Raw genomic sequence first — 22026 nt, forward strand, 5'->3', positions numbered from 1 at the left:
GGGGTCAGGGGGCGAAGACCACCGGCGGACCGCGATGAGACAACGACGTACGAAGCAGGCGAGCGGACTGCAGTGGCTGGTCCGCGCTGCGGAGGACGACCGCAGCCGGCGCGGCGACGGGAAGACGCAGGCGCGGCGCGACGGCGAGCAGCACGCGCGAGATCGCCGCGCAGAGCCGGCCGCCGATCGTGATCAGCGCGGCGCCGACGGCGACCGCCGTGACATGGGCTGCCAGCATCGTCGACCACGGCGCGGTCGCGGCGGGGTGGTGGGTGTGCCCATCGATGCCGAGGAGTAGGTGACCGAGCAGCTGGCCGGCCGCCAGCACGCAGACCAGCACGGTGAATTGCTCGGTCCGTCGCGAGGTGGCGACGCCGGCGCCCAGCGTGAGGGAAAGCACGGCGAGCAGCGCCGTCGTCGGGCTGGTGGGCAACCCTCCACCCGCCGAGGCGTGCGCCGCGACCGCGAGGACGGCGGTCAGCGCACCGGTCGCCGCTCCGCGCAGAATCGCAGCCGGAGCGGTCGAGCCGATGCGTGCGAGTGCGATCAGACCACTCCGAGACGAGCCATCAGGTCGGCGTCGACACCGTCGAGCTGATCGGCGATCGCGGCGTGCGCCGCCCGGCGCCGCGGGGTCGGCATGTTCTCGGCGGCGGTGACCGCTGCGGAGAGGTCGCGCAGCCGATCGGTGACGGCGGAGACGAACTGCTTGGTCTCGGCGTCCTTCGGACTCTTCGCGGCCACCTTCGACAACGTCTGCTCCGCGCCGGCGATCCTCGCGGAGAGGGCACCGCCCGCACCGGAGAACTGGCCGAGCTGGCTGAGCGGAACGCCCAGCCGGTCCGCACGGCGCTCGTCGACGTAACCCCTGGCTGCGACGACCGCACGGTAGGCGACCGGAACCAAGACGGGCGCCAGCATGCGCGCAATCGTCAAGCTACGGCGAATGCGCGCCGGTGAGAGCAGCTGACCCTCGCGCGCCGCCTTGAGCTGGTTCTCAGCAACCTTCAGGGCAGCGCGGTCACTGTCTCGTTGCGCCTTGAGCCCGGCCTTGATGGCCTTGGTTTGGCGTTTTGCGTCGGCCTTGATGCGTCGGGCTTCGTTCTTGGCCGACAGCCTCGCCTCCAGCTTGGCCTTGGCCTTGATGGCCTTGGCCTCCGCACGCCGAGTTGCCCGGCTCTTGCGCCGTATGAACAAGCCCATCCCGGCTGCCTCCCGGTCATCTCGTCGTGATCTGGCGATCGTGGCTGTGCTAGTGCCGCCAACACTAATGCCGGGTGCGCCGCCGACCCTTCGCACCCCGCCCCAAGGTCACGGTTTTCGGGCTCCAGCAAACAAGATCGCCCGATTGTGCGAGAATCGTCGCACAGTGGGCGCGCCGTCATGGGTGCTGCAAGGGCACCCATTTGGCGTGGTGAGAGGTGTGGGGGCACGTGGCTACGCGATTGCGAATCGCCGCGGCGGCCTGTGTGGTGACGTCCGGGCTGCTCGTGGCTGGTGCTGGTGCCGCGATGGCGTTTGCCGATCCGGACGCTGGTCAGGCGGGGGAGTCTGCGGGCTCGTCCGCGCCGTCGACGGGTGCCGGCACGGCCACGCCCTCGGAGCCGTCGACGCCGGCGTCCGGTGCAGGTGCGACGGGTGCGGCCACCCAGACCGTGACGGCGCCGATGCCGACCATGCAGCTGGGCGACGGGCGCAATGGATTGGCCGCAGGCGGATCCACCGCCAGCACGGGCGTCTCATCTTCCAGCAAACTCTCCGAGGCGTCGGGAAGTGCCTCGTCCGAGACGGCTTCGCCGACCGCTGGCGAATCCGCGGCCGCGGCGCGCGAGACCGCGGCCGCCGAAGCCACCACCGCTGACACCACCGCTGTGTCGACCACGGCCGAGACCACCACGTCGATCCCGACCACTACCCAGACCAGCACCACGACGACCACCACCACCACCACCACCACGACGGGCCCCCCGGCGCCGCCGGACGGTTCCGGAGTCGGCTGGCACTGGCCGTGGTGCTGGGGCTTGCCGCCAGGACAGCCGTCCGTCGGAGGCAGCAGCGGCAACGGCGCTGGCACGAGCATCGGCAAGCCGCCCGTCGGCGTCGGCGTGCCGCAGGCGCCACCGCTGATGCAACTGCCCGCGGTCGTCCCGCCCCCGCTGCCCGTCCTGCCCGTCGACCCGGTCGCTGACGTGATCGGTGGGTTGGCCACGGTCGCGGCGGAGCTGCCCTTCGGACCCCTGACGCTTCCCGCCATCGTGCCGGGCACCGGGGCAGGCGGTGGTGGCGGTGCTGGCGGGGGAGCCGCCGGCCGGGGCGCCGGTCCCAGGCCAGGGACGCCGTCGGCGCCGCGGACGCCGGGAGGCAGCTCGGAGAACAGGGTCGAGCCGTCCAACCCGGGCCGGCCGAACCCGTCCGCCTTCGGTCCGAGCAACGGCGCCATGCCGGCGTCGTACCGGGCAGGATATGGGGAGTATCTTCGCGCGGCGGGCGTCGGACAGATGGCCGCGGTCGCCGTTCCAGGGGTGACGGGCATCCTCGTGCTCACCGGAGCGGGTGGGCTCGTCGGCTACCGGCAGGCCCGCGCGGGACACACCCTGCGCGCCAATGGCACGGCGCGCTTCATGGGTTGAGGGGTTTAGTGGGCTACAGCGTCCGAGAACGGGGATAGTGGACTCATGAGAGGGGGTTCTAATGCCAGCCAGCCGTCGCGTCACCCGCGCCGTCAGTGAGGTCCTCGACCTTGCCCCTCGGCGTGGCGAAGTGTCACTCGCGCGTCTCGTGGACGCCGTCGCCGAGAGCCGCGGTCGTCAGATCCAGTTGAAGATGGCCGACCTGCCCGCGGGAGTCTGCGGCCAGTGGCGTCAGTACGCCGATCGGGACGTCTTCCTCATCCAGCGAGGTTTGCCCGCCGGTGACCGGACGCTCGCCCACGAACTCGGCCACCTCGTCCTCGGTCACGAGGGCATCTCCGTCGTCGAGGCGGCTAGGGGCCAGACCGAATTCGCCAGTTCGGACCTCATCGGGTACATGCTCAACCAGCGAACCGGTTGCATGGGGCCCAGTGGGGAGGACCTCGAGCAGGAGGCCGAGGACTTCGCCGCGCTGCTCATCTACCGTCTGGGTCGCCTGCCGTCCGACCGCGCATCCATCGTGCAGGTGCGGCTCGGAGAGGCGTTTGGTTGATCATCTGGGTGATTGCCGGTCTCCTCGGACTGGCGACCGGCCTGCGCATTGGCTGGGCACTCGTCAACAAGCAGTCGCTCGTCAGCGCGGCCATGATCCTGGCGCTGGGCAGTCTCGGGTTGGTGGCTGCGCTCAACTGGCAACCGCTGACACTGCTGATCGACACCCTGGTGCGGTGGCCCAACGTGTCCACCGTGCTGAGCCAGGTGGCGTTGATCTCCTGTGCCGCCGGCAGCTGCGTGATGATCACCTCGGCGGCGTCCGAGCGTAAGCCGGCGACGATCCGCCGCATCGCGATGATCCAGTACGGTGTGGCCGCGCTCATCGCTGCGGTCACGCTGATCGCGTTCTTCACCTCTCCACAGCAGCCAGAGATGGCACCGGAGGAGTACCTGCGGCGCAATCTCGGATCCGGCGCGACGAACGTGTCCTGGCTGCTGCCGCTGCTCTACGTGATGCTGGCGCTGACGCTGGTGGTGTGGGCCGGCGTTCGGCACTCGAACCGCACACGCCGTGGTCGCGCACTGTTCGTATTCACCACCGGGGTGGTCCTCATCGTGCTTGCCAGCGCGTTCTTCCTGCTGCGGGCCGTCGGGACGACGGGATTCATCGGGGTCGGCACCGCCGCGACGCTGCTCGGCTGCGCGATGCTCGTGGTGGCCAGCGGCTCCCTGCTGCCGAGCGTGGAGGACTGGTTCGGGGCGCGGCGAGAACTGCGCGTCATTCAGCCGCTGCTCGACGAGCTGAGTCGCCGGCACCCGAACGTCGGGATCGGGGTGCGGCCGCGCGGGCCGCTGCTGTTCCGGGTGGCCGAGCAGATGTCGCTGATCTCCGACGCACTGTATCTAGAGGCCACCAGGGCGCTCGGCGGTGACGACGCCGGGGCGTCAGCCGACGCCCAGGAGAGTCCTCCGGTCGAACCGGAGGAGCAGGCGCTTCGCATAGCGGAGTGGATCTACGCTGGTCGAGGCAGCGATCGCGACTCGGTGCACGCCGCATTTCCCGGTCCGCACTGGCTACGCCAACCGCCGTCGTACTCGGATCGGGAATGGATCTTGGCGATCGCCGATCAGTACCGCACGCTCGAGCAGCACGTCAGCGTTGCGGCGTCCTGACGACACCCGTTCGCGGAATGCCGCACCGCTGAGAGCTACGGGTCGAGAGGGCTAATCGTCGAGGTGCTCTTGACGGCGCAGCTCGTCGACCTTCTGCACGAGGTCCTGCTGAGCCTCCGGCGACAATCCGACGGTGCGCGCGGCAATGCGGCGGATGCCCTCGTCGCGCATGCTGGCGAGCCAGGTCAGCTCCTTGTCGAGCTTCTCGTAGTACTCGTCGTCGGTGAAGTACGCCGGCTTGATGCGGAAGAAGTTGGCAAGTGCCGCCATGGTGGCGACCGACGGGTTGGTTCGGTTGCCCGATCGCAGCTGCGACAGGTACGGAGCCGACATCGTGATGCCCTCGGCCTTCAACGCGGCGATGACTTCAGCCGACGTGTGCGGCCCGCGTCCAGGCGGGTAAACGGTGTCGAACAAGCGGTTCAACCTGGCGGAAAAAGTCATGCTCATCGATGTGTCCTCCACTTAGCCGTTGCGAGCGGTCCTGCTTTGCGGCGTATTTGCTGATCATCGTAGCGAGAGTTCCTCCGACAACCAAGTGCAAACCACCGAAAAGTCCGTCTCGCGACATGTTCGGACCGAACTCCGTGACGTCTAGCAGCGATTTTCACTGGCGTCGACGTCGCCGAAGTGCAGCGCCGGCAAGCAAATACTAACGCTCGAGTTGTTTTGCCCTGCGCTGGAAGGCTAGCGACAGCAGCCCGATGTGTCTCGATTTCCGCTCCGGCAATCTGCGTTCGATCCGCAGTCGACGGCATCAGTTATTTGCTCAGTTGGTGAACGATCCTGCAGGTAGCCCGGTCCGCGACTGCTTTCGCGCACGTCAATCTCGGATAAGGGGGGAGATGATCGGGCTGTCGGCCGTTCGACTGACAGTAGCCAGTGGCTATTTACTGGGAATTAGTCCACGAATCGCGCACGGCGCGGCACGGACGGGGTCGATTCGGCGTGGCGCGTGGGGGATCAGGCGGCGAGCAGCATGGCGAGCACCGCGGTATCCGGATGCGTGATGGGGTCCACGCCGACCTGACTGACCATCGAGGTGATGGTGCCGTCGGATTCGGCCTCCACCCAGGCCGCTCGATGGTCGAGGCCGAGGTGCGGCAGCCCGGGTAGCAGGACACACCCTGACGCGGCGCCCGCGCACTCGGGGAGTGATGGCATGGTCTCCGACGGGGGATGAAGCATCAGCAGCGCGGGCGGTTGCTTGCGGGCGAAGTATCCGGGCGGAATGGCGGCGTCGCCGACCACGGTGCCCTCGGCCATCACCAGCCCGACCGTGCCGGGAGCCGGCTCGTCGGGAAGTTCCTCCCGCACGCCAAAGATCGTGGTGGTCGACAGCAGGCCAGGCAGCGAGGCCACTCGAACCGCCACCATCAGCAGCTGGGCCCACTCCTTGGTCGAGTCCGGCCACCGGCCCGACACGACGAAGCCCTTGAGCGAGCCACCTGAGTGGAAGGGTGCGACTTCGATGGCTCCATGAGATCCGGTGTCCATCCTCGCCTCCGATCGGTGCGCACTGATTGCCGCCCGACACGGCTGTGGGTCGATCCCGAAAGGATGCGATAGGCGGGCACTAGCACGCAAGAGGACACGAGTGCCAGAAATACGACGGTTACGTGGCTGGCCCGCCGCGCGAGCCCCTCACCGTCCACACCACCCGGTAGGTGCCCGCCGCGGATACCCAGCCGAACTCGTGGGAGTCGGCCGCCCCGGGCGCCCGGGGATCGTCCGAGCGCGCCTCGAAGATCGTCCCGCTGGGGGATTCGTAGACCTCACCCACGCGCTTGACGAGCCACCGGGCCGACGAGCGCGGATCGCGAAACAGTCGCAACTGGCCCTGCCGGAGCTGGCCACCGCGCCAGGCGACGAGTCCGTCACCGGGTTGCAGCGCCGGCCGCATAGAGTCTTCGACCACCCTGAACAGCCGTAGCGGGATGCGGCCAGAGGGATGGTTGTCGCCCACCCCCAAAGGGTAAGTTAAGGCCATGCTGCAACGACTCTTCTCCAATGCCACTCCCGCCCACGCCCACTGCGATCTGTACTGCGGCGTGTACGACCCCGCCCAGGCCAAGATCGAGGCGTTGTCGTGCCTGAAGACGCTGAAGAAGTACCACGACTCCGACGACGAGCACTTCAAGACGCGCGCCATCATCATCAAGGAGCAGCGCGCCGAAGAGGTCAAGCACCACCTGATGGTGCTGTGGGCCGACTTCTTCACCAAGGATCACTTCGAGCAGTTCCCGAACCTGCACCAGCTGTTCTGGGAGGGCGTGCACGGCGCGGGTGACGTCAAGAAGTCCCTCGACGTCGCCGTCGCCGAGAAGCTGCTGAAGACCATCGACGAGATCGCCGACATCTTCTGGCAGACCGAGAAGGCCAAGGACATGGGCGTCTACCCGCCTGCTTGATCTACCCCCAGTAACGACGTAGGCCGACCAGCGCGCGAGCGCTGTGTCGGCCTTCGTCGTGTGGAGCTGAGGGTCGTATGGAAGCTCAGGTCAGGATGATCAGGGCGAGCACGCCGAGCAGGACGAGTGCGATCACACCGGCCCGCACGCACGCAATCAGTTGACTGTGCGTATAGACACTTCCCGACGTCTGCCATTCGGACGGCGGAACGGCTCCCCGGCCCAGCGGATGCGATGCCATCAACAGCTCCTGACCTGCGCTATCAATCGTGTCCCCCCGGTGAGATCTGTCACAACCCGCGGTTGTGATCGCGATCATAACCTCTTCGACGGTGACAGAAAAATCGATGCACGCGTGCGGTCACGACGCCGTAAGTCGTTAGCCTGACGACGCTTTTCGCTCACCGTCGCGGAACCTGTTGATCACTGGCCGTTCGGAGTACAGCGTTATCCCCAGCTGGTTCCAGGTGAATGCCAGATTCGCCGGTTCAGCGGGTTTCGCGCTGATCCGAGCCTGTGCATGAACCTGTGGAAACTGTGGATAGGCGACCGGTTGCCAAGACTGCCGTGCCAGCATTGATCGATGACGAAGGAGGTGGCGAAGCAGTGAGTGACGACCAGGTGTCGCAGGCTCGGATCGCCGAGGTTCCCGAGAAGTTCGACGATTCGGTGGTGCTGCTCGACGTCCGGGAGGACGACGAATGGCAGCGGGGGCACGCCGCGGGTTCGCAGCACATCCCCATGGGCGACGTTCCGGCGCGGATGGCCGAGATCGACCCGGATGCCACGCTCTACGTGGTGTGTCATGCCGGCGGCCGGTCGATGCGGGTGGCCCAGTATCTGGCCCGCAACGGCTACGAACCGATCAACGTGGCGGGCGGCATGCTCGAGTGGGTCGCAGCGGGGCGACCCGTCGTCACCGACGACGGCTCTGCCGGCACCGTTTGACGGACCGTAGGCTGGTCCCGTGATCCAGGTCTGTTCACGGTGCGGCACGCGATGGAACGTGCGCGACCGTCAGCGCGTCTGGTGCCCCCGTTGTCAGGGATCGCTGCTGGCGCCGTCCACCGAACCGGAGCCGCAGTGGGCGGACCGGGCGAGCGGTGGCCAGCAGGCGGCCACGGGTGCCCGGCCCCGGTTGCCCGCCGGATATCGCTGGATTGCGGTACGGCCGGGCGCGCCTCCACCAGCCCGGCGCGTGCGTCCACCGCTGGGGCCGACGCCCCGGTACGCGGTCATCCCCCGGTGGGGTCTGCAGGATCGAATCGCTCCCGTGGAACCGCCGCAGGCGGTCGAGGCGCCACGGGCGTCGGCACGCATGGTCCGGATCACGCTGATGGTGATGCTGATCGCGCTCAGCGTGGCCGCGCTGGTGCACATCGCCAACTACGCGCTGCTGCTGTACAACCGCTCACGGCTGCTGCACCCGCTCGTGGCCGGGGTGGCGACCTGGGCCGGTGTGGCGGTCAGCGTCGTTGCGTTCTTCGCGATGATCGCCGCGGCGGTGGTCCTGACCAACTGGCTCATCTCCCGCCGCGCCGTCGCCTACGCCCGCCACGACGAGTCGGACCCCCGGCCGGCGTGGCAGCTATGGCTGGGTTGCCTGGTGCCGCTCGTCAACCTGTTCTGGGCGCCGGTGTTCGTCATCGAGCTCGCCAGGGTGGAGGGCCGGCTCACCTGGCTGCGTGCGCCCATCGTGGTCTGGTGGGGTGCGTGGTGGGTCAGCTTCGCGGTGTCGGTGTTCGCCTTCGCGACGAGTTTCACGCGGGATGCGCAGGGCATCGCGAACAACACGGTGGCCACCACGATCGCGTATCTGACTGCGCTCGCGGCGCTGCTGTTGACCGTGAAGATGTACCGCGCGTTCGAACACCAGGCGGTCGATCGACCGGTCAAGCGGTGGGTCGTCGTCGCCGAGGAACCGGCTGATTCCGCGCCCCGGGTTGAGTCCGAGCGGGACGAACCGGCAGCATAGGCCCATGACTTCGGCCGACGGAGCACTCGCCGGCCACCCGTTCGTGGTGGCCCACCGCGGAGCATCGGCACAGCGTCCGGAACACACCATCGCGGCCTACGAGTTGGCGTTGCGCGAGGGCGCCGACGGGGTGGAGTGCGACGTGCGGCTCACTCGCGACGGCCACCTGGTGTGCGTGCACGACCGGCGCATCGACCGCACGTCGACGGGCACCGGGTTGGTCAGCGAGATGACGCTGGCGGAATTGCGTGAATTCGATTATGGCTCTTGGCATTCCAGCTGGAGATCGGATGGCGGCCAGGGCGAGACCGGCCTGCTGACCCTCGACGATCTGCTGACGCTGGTCCTGGACTGGAACCGGCCCGTCAAGATCTTCATCGAGACCAAGCACCCGGTGCGCTACGGCGCACTGGTGGAGAGCAAGGTGCTCGCGCTCCTGCATCGCTACGGCATCGCCTCCCCGGCATCGGCCGACCTGGCCCGTGCCGTGGTCATCTCGTTCTCGGCAGCGGCCGTGTGGCGGATCCGTCGTTCCGCGCCCATGCTGCCGACCGTCCTGCTCGGGGAGACGTCCCGCTACTTGGGCGGCAGCGCGGCGACGACGGTCGGGGCCACCGCCGTGGGACCGTCGATCGCCACGCTGCGTGAGCATCCCGAACTCGTCGACCGGGCGGCCGCCAACGGCAGGGCGCTGTACTGCTGGACGGTCGACCACTACGAGGACGTCCAGTACTGCCGTGACGTCGGGGTGGCCTGGGTCGCCACCAACCACCCCGGCCGCACCAAGGAGTGGTTGCAGAACGGGCTGACCCAGGCCGGCCTCGACCAACCGGACGGCGCGGGCTAGAGAGCTCCGCCCGCGGCCTTGGGCGCTGTCGCGTCGGCCGCTGCCACGGACAACTCACGCGCCACGAAGTCCTCCAGGTGGAACAGGTTGGCCCCCGCGCGGTCGGCGATTCGGACCAGGGTGGTGACGGTCGCGACTTCCTCCACCTGCTCCTTGAGGAACCACTGCATGAACTGTTCGCCGAGGTAGTCGCCTTCGTCGCGGGCGACGCTGGCGAGTCTGCTGATCTGCTCGGTGACGGTGCGTTCCTGGTCGAGCGCGAACTGCAGCGCGACCCGCGGCGACTCGAAGTGGTTGCGCACGGCGTCGATGCCGGAGATCTCCACCTCCACGTCGCGGTCGAGCAGGTACTGCACCAGCATCATCGCGTGATTGCGTTCCTCGACGGCCTGGGCGTAGAAGTGCTTTGCGAGCTGCGGCAGGTCGGCGCCGTCGAAGTGCACGGCCATCGCGATGTATTGCTGCGAGGCGGTGAATTCGCTGCGGATCTGCTCCTGCAGCAGGTGGTGGAACTTGGTGTCAGGGGTGAATTCGCCAGTCATGCCAAGGACGCTACTGCAGGTCAGGACCATTTGTCAGCAAAGGTCAGACTAAATAAGGAAAGCGTCGCCTAATCGGTGTGACCTGGCCGACAGCCGGCGCACGATGTTTGCTGACGATTCTGGCAAACCAAGGATCGACTAAATATTGCCTGCATCGAGGACGTCCTGGGGAATGGCAGTGTCGGTCGCCAGCGCGTGGAACAACCGCGTCGCCGCGTCGGTGTCCCACTCGACCACCGAACCAGCGTCGCCGCTGGCGAAGTCGCCGATCGGCACCGTGGTCGTGGTGATGCCGCCGTGCAGCGCCCAGGCCAGGCGCGCCAGATCCCAGACGTGCGCCCCGGTGTCGACGGTCAGCGCCCCCGCGGCGGCATGGGCCATCGGGTACCAGCGCAGCGGGTTCGCCCACACCGCGGGGCTGGACGCGCGGCGCACCAGCGCCGACATGAACTGCCGCTGGTTGGTCATCCGGTCGAGGTCGGCGCGCGGGGTCGCCCGCGAACGCACGTAACCCAGGGCGGTGCGGCCGTCCAGTTCCTGGCACCCCGCGGGCAGGTCGATCCCGGCGAGCGGGTCGCTGATGGGCTCGGTGGGGCACATCGTGACACCGCCGACGGCGTCGACCATCGCGGCGAACCCGTCGAAGCCGATCTCGGCGTAGTGGTCCAGGCGCAGACCCGTCGCCTGCTCCACCGTCTGCGCCAGCAGCGGCGCTCCGCCAAGCGCGTAGGCGGCGTTGACCTTGTCCTGGCCGTGACCGGGGATCGCCAGGTATGAGTCGCGCGGGATCGAGACCATCGTGGCGGGAACGTTCGCGCCGAGACCGGGCACGTGCACCAGAAGGATGGTGTCGGTGCGGCCGTTGCCGAGGTCCCCGCCGGTCGAGAGCTCGGCCTGCTGCTCGGGGGTGAGGTTCTGTCGGCTGTCCGATCCGACGAGCAGCCAGGTGGTCCCGCTTCCGGCGGGTGGCCGGTCGGGCAGCGCGGTCAGGGCCGGGATGCGGTGCAGCGTCCTGTCGACCCATACGGCGGTGCCTACCAGGGCGAGTACGGCGACGAGCAGCAACGCCAGTATCAGGCGGCCCAACCGGCGTCGGCGACGCGGTCGCCGGACGCGGGGCGGCGGCGCGCTCTTGGCCACCGGGGGTGGTGGCGGTACGGGCGGCGGGGGGCGGCGAGGTGGGGCCGGCCGGGTGACCGGCGGCGGTGGCGGGCGGTGCTGCGGGGGGACCGGTGGGGGTGCGGGTCGCCGTGGCGGAGGCGCTGCGGGCGCAGGGGCGACGGGTGGCCGGTAGTTGGGGTCGCGGCGGATCACCTGCGAGGGCTCTTGCGACGGCCGGATACGTCGCGGGTCGGGCCCGAAGTGGGGCGGCCGGTCGTCGGTCACGGGAATGAATGTACGTCGAGGAATCGCCGGTGAGGGGCGATGATCAACCGAGCCAACCGAGGTGGTTGGCCAGCAGGGCGTAGCCGACGTAGGCGACGGCGTCGATCAGGCCGTGCGCCACGATCAGCGGCCACAGGCGCCCGGTCCGTCGCCACGCGTAGCCGAAGACCACTCCCATCGCGAGGTTGCCGAGGCCGGCGCCGAAGCCCTGATACAGGTGGTAGGCGCCGCGCAGGAGCGCCGACGCCGCCAGCACGGCCGTGGGTGACATGCCGAGCTGGCGCAGCCGCGTCATGAGGAACGCCACCACGATGACCTCTTCGGCCCAGCCGTTGGCGAAGGCCACCGCGAGCAGGACGGGGATCCGCCACCACGTGTCGCCGAGCTCGGATGGCACGACGGCGACCCCGATGCCGAGCGCGCGTCCTGCGACGTAGAGGCCGAGGCCGGGGATGCCGATCAAGGCGGCCAGACCGAGCCCGCCGAGTAGATCGGGTCGCCAGCGGAAGCGGCCAAGCCCGATGCGGCTGGGGCCGAAACCGCTGCGCCACAACAGGTACAGCCCGAGCAACCCCCATGCGACGAGCTGGAACACCGAGGCGAGGTTCAGGGCCAGGTTGATGAGGTCGATCGGTGAGAGCCTGCGGTTCAGCGTCACCTTCTGGCCGGCGAGGCCAAGCAGGACGGCCTCGATCAGGCTGACCAGCGCGGTGTAGGCGGACAGCCCGAACGTCACCGCGAGGACGACGGCGATCTCGAGCCGGATGGTCCGCCTGCGGGGGTCGGTCAGCAGTTCGTCGGTCGGCCCGGTCACCCGAGCAACGCTAGGGGATCAGACGCGGCGGGCGCGCAACCCGTTGAGGAACGGGCAGCCCATCAGGATGCGGATGGCCTGGTTCAGCCCGGTGACGTCGTCGACGGGTTTGGCGAACGGCAGCCGCACGTCGTGGTCGCCGTCCTCGGCCTCGACGCGGAGCTGGACGCCGTAGCGGTCCAGCCCGAGGGGGCGGACCCGGCCGCGCCGCAGCGGCGAGGGCAGCCGGTTGGCCAGCCGGTCAACGACGTCGCGGTGCGCCGATTCCAGATGCTGCAGCCAACCCGACTCCAGCGTGCAGAACGGATCGGGTTCGGCGTCCAGCAGCGTGCCGACGCCGACGGACTCGGCGCCCGTCGAATCGGCCACGACGATCGAGTCGACCTCCAAGCGCGCCAGTGAATGCGGGGCGTCACCGTCGGTGGCTTCACGGTCGTCGGTGTTGACCTGCAGCAGACCGGGATTCGGGTTCTTCGTGGCGACCAGGTCGAGGATGGACGACACGTCCGACGGCGGGACGTGGAACACCCGGCCGCTGATCCACACGAGGGCGCGCACCGGCTCGCGCAACGGCAGCGGTGCGAAGTCGGTCATCTCCAGCACGGCCTGCACACCGGCCGCTCCCGACGTCACGATGGCTTCGGCGAGCGCCCCACGGGAGGGCACGGTGACGGCGAACGAGCCGTCGTCGAGCAGCTGATGCACGGGTGTCGGCGTTGGCTCGCTTCCCTCGACGGCCAGCATGGCGCCACCGCCGCGCGCGCACGCGCTGCGGATCCGTTCGGCCGTGCTGGGTGCTGCCAGGGACGTTCCTGCCGCCGCGTCGCCGATCATCGCGCCTGCCTTCCATCGAGTGAGGTAACCCTAACTTAGGCAAGCCTCACTTGCTCGCGCAAGCCGTAGGGGCGACGTTCGCCACGGCAGTGGGTGCGGGCCGATAGGGTTGACCCGTGCCACGCGTCGCCTACCTCGGTCCCGAGGGGACCTTCAGCGAGGCGGCGTTGTTGCAGATGGCGGCGGGTGGCGTCATCCCCGGCACCCCACCTGGCGAGGACGTCGTCCCGGTCGCGTGCGACAGTGCCGATGGGGCCCTGGCCGCCGTCCGTGCCGGCGCGGCCGACTACGCCTGCGCGCCGATCGAGAACTCCATCGAGGGCTCGGTCGTGCCCACGATGGACAGCCTGGCCACCGGCACGCCACTGCAGATCATCGGCGAACACACCCTCGACGTCGCGTTCAGCATCGCCGTCCGCGCGGGCACCGAGCCGGCCGACGTCCACACCGTCGCCGCCTTCCCCGTCGCGGCCGCCCAGGTCAAGCGCTGGATGAGCGAACACCTGCCGAATGCCCACACCGTGGCCGCCACCTCCAATGCGGCGGCCGCCCACGACGTCGCGGATGGCCGGGCGGACGCGGGCGTGAGCACGGCGCTTGCCGCCCGGCGGTTGGGCCTGGCCACGCTGGCCGACGGCGTCGTCGACGAACCGAATGCCAGGACGCGGTTCGTCCTGGTCGGGCCACCGGGGCCACCGCCGGCCCGCACCGGCGCGGACCGCACGTCGGTGGTGCTGCGACTGGCCAACGTGCCGGGAGCGCTGGTGTCGGCCATGACGGAGTTCGCGATGCGTGACATCGACCTCACCCGCATCGAATCGCGGCCGACCCGAACGGAATTGGGCACCTATGTGTTCTTCCTGGACTGTGTCGGTCACATCGACGACGATCCCGTCGCCGAGGCACTTCGGGCGCTGCACCGACGTTGTGCAGAGGTGAGATATCTGGGTTCATGGCCAACCGGTTGCCCCGCGGGTGCGACGCCGCCCGTCACCGACGAGTCCGTTGCATGGCTGGCCGCGCTCCGAGAGGGGCGGGGCCGATGACCGGCCGGCTGGTCCTCGTCCGGCACGGGCAGTCGCACGGCAACGTCGCACGCCAGCTCGACACCCGGCCGCCCGGCGCCGCGCTGACCGACCTCGGACTCGAGCAGGCGCGGACGTTCGGCCGCGACTGGGAGCACCCCGTCGGCCTGGTGGCGCACTCCACGGCGCTGCGCGCGATCCAGACGGCCGAGGAGATCGCCGCTCAGCGCGGGTTGAGCACCATCGAGCTGGACGGCATCCACGAAGTTCAGGTCGGTGATCTGGAGGGCCGGACCGACGATGCCGCGCATGAAGAGTTCAACGCGATCTACCAGCTGTGGCAGGAGGGTGAGCACGCCGTTCACCAGCCTGGTGGCGAGAGCGCCGAGCAGGTGCTGGCCCGCTACGTGCCGGTGGTGACCCAGCTGCGCATGCGCTACCTGGACGACCACGCGTGGACGGGCGACGTCGTGGTGGTCAGCCACGGCGCGGCGATCCGGCTGGTCGGCGCGGTGCTGGCGGGCGTCGACCCGGGGTTCGCGATCGAACACCACCTCGCCAACACCGAGAGCGTCGTGCTCAGCCCCATCACCGATGGCCGCTGGAGTTGCTTGCGGTGGGGGGCGTTCACGCCGCCATTCCCCACCGTCGAGCATCCGGTCGACGAGTCGGTGTATGGCGCCGACCCGATGGGCTGACCCGGCTCAGGAGACCCGGGTGACCTCGAGGGTCTCCGCGCAGGCGCAGCCGACGGCCTCGCAGTCGATGCTGAAGGAGTGCAGCCCGTCCGGCATTGCGCAGTCCTCGGTGCATTCGACGCGGTGGCGAACGTGGTGCACGACGGTGCCGTGGCAGTGGTCGAGGCCTTCGCGGCACTCGCGACACGGACTGGTCATAGCCCCGTTGTAGCACCGTGGACCGACGAACGGTGGTTGCCGCGCGGGGCGGATCGGGGTTGGGAGCCGTCACGCCCAGCCGAGCTCGTGCAGACGATCGTCGTCGATACCGAAGTGGTGGGCGATCTCGTGGATCACCGTCACGGTGACCTCCTCGACGACGTCGCCCTCGGTCTCGCAGATGTCCAGCAACGCGTCGCGGTAGATCGTGATGGTGTCCGGCAGGGAGCCGAAGTACGTCGAGTCGCGTTCGGTCAGGGCGATGCCCTCGTAGAGGCCAAGCAGATCGGGCTCCTCGGGGTGGCGGTCCGCGACGAGTACGACGACGTTGTCGATCGCCTTGGCCAGCGCGGGCGGGATTTCGTCCAGCGCGTCGGACACCAGCTCCTCGAACCGTTGCGGGCTCATCCGCACGGTCACGGGGTCACTGACCCGGTGCTGGGCCGGGCAGGACCGGAGCCGCAGGCGGGACGACGACGTCCCCGGGCGGAGGTGACGCGGCGGGGTCGCCGACGGCAGGTCCGTCCTGGGGTGCCTGCTGACCGTCACCGACCGGTCCTGGTGCTGGCGGCGGTCCATTCAGGAACGTGTTGCCCTGCGGCGGCGGGACCGCGCCCGAACTGGTGGGCGCCGAGGAGGTCTGGGTCTGGGTGGGCCCGGCCTGCTGCTGGCCGGGCAGGTGGTTGTTGCCCTGCGTGCTCTGACCGCTGCTCTGATCGCTCAGGTCGATCTGAGTGTTGACCTGCGAGGACGTATCGACCGGCGGCAACGGGATCGGCGGCATGTCCAACCGCTCCTCCGGGATGTCGGGGACCGCGACGGGCGGCTGCCCATTGATCAGCAACTGGCCCTTCGCGCTGTTGAGCAGGGTGGACCAGCCACCGTTGCCCAGCGTGGCACCGATGCTGCAGGAGACCTGCTTGCTGCCCGCCGTCCAGCTCGGCAGCGAGATGGTGCTGTAGATCAGCGTCAAGGTGGTCTTGCGCAGTGCGACCGGCGCCAGATAGTCGTCGGTCATCTTGGTGCAGGCGTCCTTGACGAACTGGTCCTGGTCACCGTCGGGCGGCACCGGGCCGGGAAACTTCTCGGCGAGGTTCACCGAACCGGTGACCTCCATGGCGTGCGGCTTGGCGCAATCGACCGGGATGTCGGTCGGTTGATTGGTGGCTGGGTCGATGCCCAGGCAAGTGCCCGCCGGCCACACCTTGGACTGGTCGATGTCGGCGACCTTGCCGGCGAACGCGAGCTGGCGGTTGTCCGGGCCCGCGAGCTGAAGGCCGCACAGCATCCGACGCTCACCGCCCTGGCGCCACGCCTTGTCGCCCGACCACACCAAGCTCACGCTGAACCGGCCGTTGGGGTCGTACTTAGCGCCGAGGTACTGGCGGGCCGCCGCCTGGCACTGCTCCTGGCTGATCTGTTTGATCCGGGCTTCCGACGGCGGCGCGGCATCGGGGCCGTACTCGGTGCCGGGAAACGTTCGCATGTCGATGGCCTCTGCGACCTCGAAGCGGTGTTCGTCCTTGCAGTCGACGATCTGGGCGGCGTCCGGTACCTGTTCGGGCCAGTTCAGGCAGGTCCCGCTCTGGGCGTGGTCGAAGGTGGCGTTGCCGCGCGCACCGCTGCCGAGCAAGGCCGAACCGGAGTTCAGACCGATCGGGCTGAGGCCGGGGCCGGTGCCGGGAATCGCGGTGATCAGACCGGCGATCAGCAGGCCTCCGAGTGCGGTGAGCAACAGGGCGCGGCGGGTCGAGGCGGCCTGCAGACTGCGCCACCAGGTCGGCCCGCTCCTCGGTTCGGCAGCTTCGGCCGCGGACTGGGTGGTGCCCAGTTCTGCGGTGGTGGCTGGATCCGACATCCGGTCCATTGTGACAGGCGCGCCAAGCTTTGTGACAAGAGATGCAGTTGTAACGTTATGTGGTTGTGCCCCGGCGCACGTGATCTGCGAAGCCGAACGTAGGGTTTGGATCGTGATCGACCTCAAGCTGCTACGTGAAGATCCCGACCGGGTCCGCGCGTCGCAACGAGCGCGGGGTGAGGACCCCAACCTCGTCGACGCGCTGCTCGACGCCGATGCGGCCAGGCGATCGGCCATCTCGTTGGCCGACAACCTGCGGGCCGAACAGAAGGCCGCGAGCAAGGCCGTCGGCGCCGCGTCGCCCGAGGAACGGCCCGCGCTGCTGGCGCGCGCCAAGGAGCTCGCCGAGAGCGTCAAGGCCGCCGAAGCCGAGCAGGCGGCTGCCGAGGCCGCGTTCACCGCGGCGTACCTGGCGATCTCCAACGTCATCGCCGACGGGGTGCCAGCCGGTGGCGAGGCCGACTTCGTCGTGCTCGACACCGTCGGCGAGCCGCCGGTGCTGGAGAACCCCAAGGACCATCTCGAGCTCGGCGAGGCGCTGGGCATCCTCGACATGGAACGCGGTGCCAAGGTCTCGGGTTCGCGCTTCTACTTCCTGACCGGGTTCGGCGCGCTGCTGCAGCTCGGCATCATGCAGTTGGCCGTGAAGCTCGCGACCGAGAACGGTGCCACCCTGGTCATCCCGCCGGTGCTGGTGCGTCCGGAAGTGATGTCGGGGACCGGTTTCCTCGGCGCCCACGCCGACGAGATCTACCGGTTGGAGGCCGACGACATGTACCTCGTCGGCACCTCGGAGGTCCCGCTGGCCGGGTACCACGCCGACGAGATCATCGACCTGTCCGACGGCCCGCGCCGCTACGCCGGATGGTCGTCGTGCTTTCGCAGGGAGGCCGGCAGCTACGGCAAGGACACCCGCGGCATCATGCGGGTGCACCAGTTCGACAAGGTCGAGGCCTTCGTCTACTGCAAGCCGGAGGAGGCCGAGGCCGAGCATCAGCGACTGCTCGGCTGGCAGCGTCAGATGCTGGCTCAGATCGAGGTGCCGTATCGCGTGATCGACACTGCCGCAGGCGATCTCGGGTCGTCGGCGGCGCGCAAGTTCGACTGCGAGGCCTGGGTGCCGACGCAGGGCACCTACCGCGAGCTGACGTCGACGTCGAACTGCACCACGTTCCAGGCGCGCCGGCTCTGGACCCGGTACCGAGACGAGAACGGAAAGCCGCAGATCGCCGCGACGCTGAACGGTACGCTGGCCACCACGCGCTGGCTGGTCGCCATCCTTGAGAACCACCAGCAGCCCGACGGCAGCGTCCGAGTTCCCGACGCGCTGGTGCCCTACGTCGGAAGGTCGGTGTTGACCCCGTGAGCGAGCTGGCGAGTGAGACCCGAATGATCGAGTTCGACGACGACGAACTGCGGACCTGGTTCGGATTCGGCGTCGCGGGCAACTTCGCCGGCCACCTCGAGCAGGCCGGCGAGGCCGCCGACTTCGTCAACGTCTCCAGCGAGGGATCGGCCCCGAAGGGCATCTTCCCCTGGTACGCACCGGGAGTCGACGGATTCCTCGGCGAGTACCCGCTGTCCCACGATGCCATCCTGCTGCCTCAGAGCGAGACCCCGCTGAACCTGCAGATCGAGCCGGAGGTCGGGCTGGCGTGCGAGGTCCGCTGGCAGGGCGACACGGTGGTCTCGCTGCAACCGTTTGCCCTCGGCGCGTTCAACGACTGCTCGATCCGCCGGCCCGGTGCCCCCAAGATCAGCCACAAGAAGAACTGGGGCCCCTGCTCCAAGGGCGTTGCGACGCAGTTCTTCGACATCGGCGACCTCACCCCGGACGGCCCCACCGCAACGCTGCGGCTGGTGTGCAACCTGCGCACCTCCGACGGTGCGGAGCACGCCTACGGTGTCGACAGCCCGCTGCTCGGCTACTCCTACTTCGGTGAGGTGCTCCTCGACTGGATCACCGAGCGGCTGGCCAACCAGAAGGGCTCGCCGGAGACGCCACTGGAGGACGTCGGTGCCCTGATGGTCGCCGCGGGCCACCCGTCGCGCGTCTTGATCGGCATCGGGGCGACCCGGTACACCGAGCTGGGCGAATCGACGTTCCTGCAGCCCGGCGACGAGGCGATCGTGCGCGTCTACGACACCATCTCGAGCGCTCATTCCGAACTGCGGCAAAGGGTTTCATCTCGCTAGGAGGTCCGATGGCTGGCGTCGCGATAGCACAGCTGTGGCGGTTCCCGGTGAAGTCGATGGGCGGGCAACAGGTCGACGCGGTGCGGGTCGACCAGCGCGGCGTGCACGCCGACCGACTATGGGCCGTCCGCGATCTCGCCAACGACGTCACCGCCTCTGCCCGGCGCCTGCCCAAACTGCTGGGGTGTAGCGCCGCCTACGTCTCGGAGCCGGCTGCCGACGCCGGTCCGGGCAACGTGCCCGAGGTGACGATCACCCTTCCCGACGGTGCCGAGTACTCGAGCTCGGATCCCGAGGTGCACCTGCGGTTGTCCGAGCTCGTCGGGCGTGACGTGCGGCTGACCGCGCTGCCGCCAATGAAGGACACCAGTCAGCACCGGCTGTCGGTGCAGCAGTCCAAGGCCAACTTCTCGGCCGCCGCGGTTCGCAGCGACTTCGGGCTCGCGGAGTCCGATCCGCTGCCGGACACGTCGGTGTTCACCACCAAGCAGATCGTGACGCTGGCCCGGTTCGCCACGCCGCCAGGAACGTTCGTCGATCTCGGCCCGGTCCACCTGATGAGTTCGACCAGCCTGGCCTCGCTGTCCGACGGCTCGGAACCGTACGACGTCCGGCGGTTCCGGCCCAACGTGCTGCTGGACGTCGCGCAGCCCGGCTCGGAGTTTCCCGAGTCCGACTGGGTGGGCGGTCGGCTCCGGATCGGCACGGCCACGATGCGGGTCACCATCCCGACCATCCGGTGCGTCGTGCCGACGCGACCGCAACCGGGCCTGGACCTGGACCGCGGGCTGGCCCGTCGGCTCGTCGACCGCACCGACCGCTTCCTCGGCGTCTACGCCGACGTGTCCGAGCCGGGCTCGTTGCGGGTCGGCGACGCGGTGGAGGTCGTCATGCCAACGCCGCCGGGACCGGCGCGGCGGGCGCTGTCGGCGGTGAACAAGTCCGCGACGCGGCAGATGCAACGACTGCTCGAGAAGACCGTTCTGCGGGAGAAGGATTGATGGCTAGTGTGCCAGCAGTTCGTCGAGCACCTTCAGGAACTCCTTGGGCCGCATCGGGGTGAAGGCTGGGCTGGGCCGGGTGCCCGGGACATCGAGGGTCACCAGTGTCGACTTGATCGGACGCCATACGTCCAGTGGCAGCCAGCGTCGCAGATCGGAGCTGCCCCAGATGCGAAATCGGTTGAGCGCCAAGCCAAGTGGCTCACTGCGGTAACCGCGGACCGACCGTAGTGGGATCACCTTGGAGGTACCCGACGGAAAGTGGTACCGCCGCAGCGTGATGGCCTGGCGGTCCAGCTGAATCAGACCGTCGTCGTACGTGCCGTCAGGCATGTTCACCGCCCCCTCCTCGCGCTCGGCTCCGGCGGCCCGGCTCACGCCTTGGAGCTCCTCAGCGGGTGGCCCTTGGAGGTCAGGCACCGGCCGTTGGTCAGGTCCCACGACCAGCCGTGCAGATTGCACGTCAAGGTCTTGCCGTCGACCACGCCGAACTTCGACAGATCGGCCTTCAGGTGCGGGCAGCGGCGTTGGATCTCCCAGCCGCCCAACGTGATCGACGAGGAGTCGTCACGGGCTTCGGCGAACCAGCCGTCGGCGTAGGCGATGCGCTCGTCGGTCAGGCACTTGAAGAACGTGTAGAGGTACTCGTTGTAACCGCCGACTCGCCACGCCCTGAACCGGGTGGACAGGAAGATGGTGTTGACCCAGTCCGGTTCGTCGTCGCGCAGCACGGTCCGCACCAACTCCGGAGCGATCTCGAAACCGTAGCGGAACTTCTCGTCGGGAATCGGTTCGCGGACCGACCGCTTCGGGAAGTCCAGCACCACCGTCTCGTTGCCCAGCCGCAGCTCGACGGGGTAACCGATGCCGTCGCAGATCTGGTCGCTCTGCAGCATGATCGGCTCGAACTTGGCGCGCAGCGGCTCCAGTAGCGACGGCCCGTCCGCGGGCGCCCAGCTGGCCTTCTCGGCCGCCAGCACCGGGGCCATCCGCTGCGCGAAGTCCTCGATGTAGGCGGCCTTGTCCGTCGTGAAGATCGTCTCGGGGTGCTCGACCGGGTGGGTGAGCGAATTCAACCGTGGCCCAGTGAAGTCCGCGGTGGACCCGGGAATCATCAGCAGCCCGCCGTCGTGACCGTTGGTGCGCAGCTGATCGAGGAAGACGATTTGGTCCGGGAAGATGTTCGCCGGATCACCGTGGTCGTCGTTGAGATCGCGAAGGTCGGCGTCGAGGAAGCAGGGCGGGCCCGCGGACGGCACCACCCAGGTGGCTCCCACCTGAGCGATGTACTGCCGGCAGCGGTCCATCTGGCGCTGGCGCTTCTGGATGCCGAACGCCTCCTTGGCGCGGGCCGGCATGTCGTAGACCATCGGGTACCAGATGGCGCCCGAGTACTGCAGCATGTGCACGTCGACGTGCCCGAAGTTGGAATCCAGGACCTCTAAATCGACGGGGCGCGCGTCGTTCATGTTGAACGCCACCGTCTCTCCGTCGGAGACCACCAGCCCCGAGTCGCCGATGGGCCCGTCGGCCGGTGCCCGCAGGGCGATGATCATGACGTCGAGATCGCCCTTGGGTCCGCTGACGCGGTGCTTGACCGAGTCGGTGGTCTCGAAGAACCGGTGAAAGCCGAGGGCTTCGAGCTCGCGGCGCAGGTCGGGCACCGGGTAGTCCGGCAGCAGGACGACGGCGTCCTTGTTGACGTGCGCGGCCAGGTGCGCGGGATCGAAGTGATCCTTGTGCAGGTGACTGACGTAGAGGTAGTCGCAGTGGCCTAGGGCGTCCCAGTCGAGCTGGCTGTTGTCCGGGAACGGGAACCACGATGCGAAGTAGGCGGGGTTGACCCACGGATCGCAGAGAATGCTCCCGGCGTTGGTGTCGATCCGGAAGCCTGCGTGTCCGACACTCGTGACCTGCACTGATCGCCTTCCCCGTATGAAATG

At 68.7% G+C, this 22026-nt stretch carries 28 protein-coding genes; 12 read left to right on the plus strand and 16 right to left on the minus strand.

What is annotated here, in order from left to right; genetic code table 11:
• Positions 1-4 precede the first annotated feature (4 nt).
• The 3 genes from SBI80_RS08055 to SBI80_RS08065 all read right to left on the minus strand — a co-directional run bounded on the left by SBI80_RS08055 (position 5) and on the right by SBI80_RS08065 (position 1882).
• Positions 5-433, minus strand: a complete 429-nt coding sequence (locus SBI80_RS08055; RefSeq protein ID WP_318973948.1) for a hypothetical protein — start codon at positions 431-433, stop codon at positions 5-7.
• 113 nt (positions 434-546) lie between these two features.
• Positions 547-1203, minus strand: a complete 657-nt coding sequence (locus SBI80_RS08060) for a DUF6474 family protein (protein ID WP_318973949.1) — start codon at positions 1201-1203, stop codon at positions 547-549.
• A 334-nt stretch (positions 1204-1537) separates the two neighbouring features.
• On the minus strand, positions 1538-1882 hold the full coding sequence (locus tag SBI80_RS08065; RefSeq protein WP_318973950.1) for a hypothetical protein: 345 nt from the start codon (positions 1880-1882) through the stop codon (positions 1538-1540).
• Here SBI80_RS08065 and SBI80_RS08070 point away from each other — a divergent pair.
• The 3 genes from SBI80_RS08070 (at position 1872) to SBI80_RS08080 (ending at position 4298) form a co-directional block, all read left to right on the plus strand.
• Positions 1872-2630 carry a hypothetical protein gene (locus SBI80_RS08070; protein ID WP_318973951.1) on the plus strand — a complete coding sequence of 253 codons (759 nt, stop codon included), beginning with the start codon at positions 1872-1874 and terminating at the stop codon, positions 2628-2630. The genes SBI80_RS08065 and SBI80_RS08070 overlap by 11 nt on opposite strands.
• 61 nt (positions 2631-2691) lie before the next feature.
• Positions 2692-3183: a DUF955 domain-containing protein gene (locus SBI80_RS08075; RefSeq protein WP_318973952.1), complete on the plus strand. Its 492-nt coding sequence runs from the start codon at positions 2692-2694 to the stop codon at positions 3181-3183.
• Positions 3180-4298: a hypothetical protein gene (locus SBI80_RS08080; protein ID WP_318973953.1), complete on the plus strand. Its 1119-nt coding sequence runs from the start codon at positions 3180-3182 to the stop codon at positions 4296-4298. Before SBI80_RS08075 ends, SBI80_RS08080 begins: the two co-directional genes overlap by 4 nt.
• 51 nt (positions 4299-4349) lie before the next feature.
• On the opposite strand, the gene SBI80_RS08085 is transcribed toward SBI80_RS08080, so the two are convergent.
• From SBI80_RS08085 to SBI80_RS08095, 3 genes are all read right to left on the minus strand, one after another.
• Entirely contained in the window at positions 4350-4748 is a 399-nt protein-coding gene (locus SBI80_RS08085) for a helix-turn-helix domain-containing protein (protein ID WP_318973954.1), read from the minus strand.
• Positions 4749-5261: 513 nt separating this feature from the next.
• Positions 5262-5795: a peptidase gene (locus SBI80_RS08090; protein ID WP_318973955.1), complete on the minus strand. Its 534-nt coding sequence runs from the start codon at positions 5793-5795 to the stop codon at positions 5262-5264.
• A gap of 118 nt (positions 5796-5913) precedes the next feature.
• Complete coding sequence (locus SBI80_RS08095) at positions 5914-6201, minus strand: S24/S26 family peptidase (RefSeq protein WP_318974373.1); 288 nt, start codon at positions 6199-6201, stop codon at positions 5914-5916.
• A gap of 85 nt (positions 6202-6286) precedes the next feature.
• Between SBI80_RS08095 and sodN the strand changes: the two genes are divergently transcribed.
• Positions 6287-6709 (plus strand): superoxide dismutase, Ni, encoded by a 423-nt coding sequence (gene sodN / locus SBI80_RS08100; RefSeq protein ID WP_318973956.1) that lies wholly within the window; start codon positions 6287-6289, stop codon positions 6707-6709.
• A gap of 85 nt (positions 6710-6794) precedes the next feature.
• Here sodN and SBI80_RS08105 read toward each other — a convergent pair whose 3' ends face one another.
• Positions 6795-6950, minus strand: coding sequence for a hypothetical protein (locus SBI80_RS08105; RefSeq protein WP_318973957.1), 156 nt, complete (start codon positions 6948-6950; stop codon positions 6795-6797).
• A 365-nt stretch (positions 6951-7315) separates the two neighbouring features.
• On the opposite strand from SBI80_RS08105, the gene SBI80_RS08110 reads away from it, so the two are divergent.
• The 3 genes from SBI80_RS08110 to SBI80_RS08120 are packed head-to-tail and all read left to right on the plus strand — an operon-like array spanning position 7316 to position 9531.
• Positions 7316-7657: a rhodanese-like domain-containing protein gene (locus SBI80_RS08110; RefSeq protein WP_318973958.1), complete on the plus strand. Its 342-nt coding sequence runs from the start codon at positions 7316-7318 to the stop codon at positions 7655-7657.
• Between the two features lie 19 nt (positions 7658-7676).
• Positions 7677-8684, plus strand: a complete 1008-nt coding sequence (locus SBI80_RS08115; RefSeq protein WP_318973959.1) for a DUF4328 domain-containing protein — start codon at positions 7677-7679, stop codon at positions 8682-8684.
• Positions 8685-8688: 4 nt separating this feature from the next.
• Positions 8689-9531: a glycerophosphodiester phosphodiesterase gene (locus SBI80_RS08120; protein WP_318973960.1), complete on the plus strand. Its 843-nt coding sequence runs from the start codon at positions 8689-8691 to the stop codon at positions 9529-9531.
• On the opposite strand, the gene SBI80_RS08125 is transcribed toward SBI80_RS08120, so the two are convergent.
• From SBI80_RS08125 to SBI80_RS08140, 4 genes are all read right to left on the minus strand, one after another.
• Entirely contained in the window at positions 9528-10073 is a 546-nt protein-coding gene (locus SBI80_RS08125; RefSeq protein WP_318973961.1) for a ferritin, read from the minus strand. The two genes, SBI80_RS08120 and SBI80_RS08125, sit on opposite strands and share 4 nt — an antisense overlap.
• Before the next feature lie 138 nt (positions 10074-10211).
• The gene (locus SBI80_RS08130) at positions 10212-11459 is read right to left on the minus strand and encodes an LCP family protein (protein ID WP_318973962.1); all 1248 of its coding nucleotides are present in this window, start codon (positions 11457-11459) and stop codon (positions 10212-10214) included.
• A 43-nt stretch (positions 11460-11502) separates the two neighbouring features.
• Positions 11503-12273 (minus strand): CPBP family intramembrane glutamic endopeptidase, encoded by a 771-nt coding sequence (locus SBI80_RS08135; RefSeq protein ID WP_318973963.1) that lies wholly within the window; start codon positions 12271-12273, stop codon positions 11503-11505.
• Between the two features lie 18 nt (positions 12274-12291).
• On the minus strand, positions 12292-13107 hold the full coding sequence (locus SBI80_RS08140; protein ID WP_318973964.1) for a DUF2470 domain-containing protein: 816 nt from the start codon (positions 13105-13107) through the stop codon (positions 12292-12294).
• A 116-nt stretch (positions 13108-13223) separates the two neighbouring features.
• Here SBI80_RS08140 and pheA point away from each other — a divergent pair, with 116 nt between their 5' ends.
• Entirely contained in the window at positions 13224-14153 is a 930-nt protein-coding gene (gene pheA, locus SBI80_RS08145; RefSeq protein ID WP_318973965.1) for a prephenate dehydratase, read from the plus strand.
• Positions 14150-14830 (plus strand): histidine phosphatase family protein, encoded by a 681-nt coding sequence (locus tag SBI80_RS08150; RefSeq protein ID WP_318973966.1) that lies wholly within the window; start codon positions 14150-14152, stop codon positions 14828-14830. Before pheA ends, SBI80_RS08150 begins: the two co-directional genes overlap by 4 nt.
• A gap of 6 nt (positions 14831-14836) precedes the next feature.
• On the opposite strand, the gene SBI80_RS08155 is transcribed toward SBI80_RS08150, so the two are convergent.
• The 3 genes from SBI80_RS08155 to SBI80_RS08165 form a co-directional block, all read right to left on the minus strand.
• Entirely contained in the window at positions 14837-15028 is a 192-nt protein-coding gene (locus tag SBI80_RS08155) for a hypothetical protein (RefSeq protein ID WP_318973967.1), read from the minus strand.
• A 69-nt stretch (positions 15029-15097) separates the two neighbouring features.
• Entirely contained in the window at positions 15098-15448 is a 351-nt protein-coding gene (locus tag SBI80_RS08160) for a metallopeptidase family protein (RefSeq protein ID WP_318973968.1), read from the minus strand.
• A gap of 4 nt (positions 15449-15452) precedes the next feature.
• On the minus strand, positions 15453-16895 hold the full coding sequence (locus SBI80_RS08165; protein ID WP_318973969.1) for a septum formation family protein: 1443 nt from the start codon (positions 16893-16895) through the stop codon (positions 15453-15455).
• Between the two features lie 103 nt (positions 16896-16998).
• Here SBI80_RS08165 and serS point away from each other — a divergent pair, with 103 nt between their 5' ends.
• The 3 genes from serS to SBI80_RS08180 are packed head-to-tail and all read left to right on the plus strand — an operon-like array spanning position 16999 to position 20083.
• Entirely contained in the window at positions 16999-18252 is a 1254-nt protein-coding gene (serS, locus tag SBI80_RS08170; RefSeq protein WP_318973970.1) for a serine--tRNA ligase, read from the plus strand.
• 23 nt (positions 18253-18275) lie between these two features.
• On the plus strand, positions 18276-19082 hold the full coding sequence (locus SBI80_RS08175; RefSeq protein ID WP_318974374.1) for a DUF5718 family protein: 807 nt from the start codon (positions 18276-18278) through the stop codon (positions 19080-19082).
• 8 nt (positions 19083-19090) lie between these two features.
• A complete protein-coding gene (locus SBI80_RS08180; protein WP_318973971.1) occupies positions 19091-20083 on the plus strand; it encodes an MOSC domain-containing protein in 993 nt (330 codons plus the stop codon).
• A gap of 3 nt (positions 20084-20086) precedes the next feature.
• Here the strand turns inward: SBI80_RS08180 and SBI80_RS08185 are convergent, their stop codons facing one another.
• Complete coding sequence (locus SBI80_RS08185; protein WP_318974375.1) at positions 20087-20416, minus strand: hypothetical protein; 330 nt, start codon at positions 20414-20416, stop codon at positions 20087-20089.
• A gap of 41 nt (positions 20417-20457) precedes the next feature.
• Entirely contained in the window at positions 20458-22002 is a 1545-nt protein-coding gene (locus SBI80_RS08190) for a Rieske 2Fe-2S domain-containing protein (RefSeq protein WP_318973972.1), read from the minus strand.
• Positions 22003-22026 lie beyond the last annotated feature (24 nt).

The organism is Mycolicibacterium sichuanense, from assembly GCF_033741125.1.
In the GTDB taxonomy this organism is placed as follows: Bacteria; Actinomycetota; Actinomycetes; order Mycobacteriales; family Mycobacteriaceae; genus Mycobacterium.

Excerpts from the sequence above, each read along its gene's own strand:
- SBI80_RS08185 (WP_318974375.1), bottom strand. The coding sequence starts at position 20,416 with ATGCCTGACGGCACGTACGACGACGGTCTGATTCAGCTGGACCGCCAG.
- SBI80_RS08060 (WP_318973949.1), bottom strand. The coding sequence starts at position 1,203 with ATGGGCTTGTTCATACGGCGCAAGAGCCGGGCAACTCGGCGTGCGGAG.
- SBI80_RS08165 (WP_318973969.1), bottom strand. The coding sequence starts at position 16,895 with ATGGACCGGATGTCGGATCCAGCCACCACCGCAGAACTGGGCACCACC.
- SBI80_RS08125 (WP_318973961.1), bottom strand. The coding sequence starts at position 10,073 with ATGACTGGCGAATTCACCCCTGACACCAAGTTCCACCACCTGCTGCAG.
- SBI80_RS08085 (WP_318973954.1), bottom strand. The coding sequence starts at position 4,748 with ATGAGCATGACTTTTTCCGCCAGGTTGAACCGCTTGTTCGACACCGTT.
- SBI80_RS08105 (WP_318973957.1), bottom strand. The coding sequence starts at position 6,950 with ATGGCATCGCATCCGCTGGGCCGGGGAGCCGTTCCGCCGTCCGAATGG.
- SBI80_RS08155 (WP_318973967.1), bottom strand. The coding sequence starts at position 15,028 with ATGACCAGTCCGTGTCGCGAGTGCCGCGAAGGCCTCGACCACTGCCAC.
- SBI80_RS08090 (WP_318973955.1), bottom strand. The coding sequence starts at position 5,795 with ATGGACACCGGATCTCATGGAGCCATCGAAGTCGCACCCTTCCACTCA.
- SBI80_RS08095 (WP_318974373.1), bottom strand. The coding sequence starts at position 6,201 with ATGCGGCCGGCGCTGCAACCCGGTGACGGACTCGTCGCCTGGCGCGGT.
- SBI80_RS08180 (WP_318973971.1), top strand. The coding sequence starts at position 19,091 with ATGGCTGGCGTCGCGATAGCACAGCTGTGGCGGTTCCCGGTGAAGTCG.
- SBI80_RS08075 (WP_318973952.1), top strand. The coding sequence starts at position 2,692 with ATGCCAGCCAGCCGTCGCGTCACCCGCGCCGTCAGTGAGGTCCTCGAC.
- SBI80_RS08175 (WP_318974374.1), top strand. The coding sequence starts at position 18,276 with ATGATCGAGTTCGACGACGACGAACTGCGGACCTGGTTCGGATTCGGC.
- sodN (WP_318973956.1), top strand. The coding sequence starts at position 6,287 with ATGCTGCAACGACTCTTCTCCAATGCCACTCCCGCCCACGCCCACTGC.
- SBI80_RS08150 (WP_318973966.1), top strand. The coding sequence starts at position 14,150 with ATGACCGGCCGGCTGGTCCTCGTCCGGCACGGGCAGTCGCACGGCAAC.
- SBI80_RS08140 (WP_318973964.1), bottom strand. The coding sequence starts at position 13,107 with ATGATCGGCGACGCGGCGGCAGGAACGTCCCTGGCAGCACCCAGCACG.
- SBI80_RS08120 (WP_318973960.1), top strand. The coding sequence starts at position 8,689 with ATGACTTCGGCCGACGGAGCACTCGCCGGCCACCCGTTCGTGGTGGCC.